This is a genomic window from Streptomyces sp. NPDC037401 (assembly GCF_055602345.1).
On record NZ_JBVJWO010000030.1, the window covers coordinates 1 to 975 of the forward strand.

A 975-nucleotide genomic window follows, 5' to 3' on the forward strand; every position below is an offset into this window, starting at 1 on the left:
GCCATCCTCCTCATCCTCATCGTCGGCATCGCCATCGACCTCCTCGTCTTCAGCCCCCTCGAACGCCGGGTCCTGCGCACCCGCGGCCTGCTGGTCAAGAGCTGAACCGGGGGAGCCCCATGACGTCCTGCTGCACCCCCGGACACGGCGACCCCACCGCTGTTGCGCTCTCCCCGGCGCCGCAGCCACGGGTCGCCGCCGCCCAGCGGGCCGCCCCGCGGCTGATCGAACTGCCGGGCGGCCGTTTCCTCATGGGCACCCTTCGTGTTCGGCAGCTTCCTGCCCGAAGCCGTCGCCGCCGTGTCCCCGTCCGTGGCGGCCGTCCCCTGGTGGCGGGCCGTCTCCGGCGCGAGCTGGCGCCGGCCCGAGGGTGCCGGTTCGTCCGTCACCGCGCGCCGGAACCATCCCGTGGTGCACGTCTCCTGGAACGACGCCCAGGCCTACTGCGCCTGGTCGGGTACGCGCCTGCCCACCGAAGCCGAATGGGAGTACGCGGCCCGGGGCGGGCTCGAGCAGCGGCGCTACCCGTGGGGCGACGACCTCGCCCCGGACGGCAGGCACATGTGCAACATCTGGCGGGGTGACTTCCCCACGCTGAACACCGCGGAGGACGGCTACGAGGGCACCGCCCCGGCGGAGTCCTTCCGCCCCAACGGGTTCGGCCTCCACAACGTCGTCGGCAACGTATGGGAATGGTGCGCCGACCGGTTCACGCCCGGTACCGGCCGGGTGATGCGCGGCGGCTCCCACCTCTGCCACGACTCGTACTGCAACCGCTACCGGGTTGCGGCCCGCAGCTCCAACACGCCCGACAGCTCCACCGGGAACATCGGATTCCGGGTGGCCGCGGACCGCACCGGGGGCGGGCCGGGGGGGGGGGGGGGGGGGGGGGGGGTGGGGCGAGGGGGGGCGGGGGGGGGGGAACCGGCGGGGGGGAAAGGAGGGGGGGGGGGGGGGGTGCACGGAGTTGTGTTC

2 pseudogenes are annotated in these 975 nt (G+C 74.5%); both read left to right on the forward strand.

What is annotated here, in order from left to right:
• Positions 1–105: pseudogene (locus tag ACZ7H1_RS27270) on the forward strand (ABC transporter permease); the annotation flags it as partial.
• Between the two features lie 14 nt (positions 106–119).
• Positions 120–849, forward strand: a pseudogene (locus ACZ7H1_RS27275) (formylglycine-generating enzyme family protein); the annotation flags it as partial.
• Positions 850–975 lie beyond the last annotated feature (126 nt).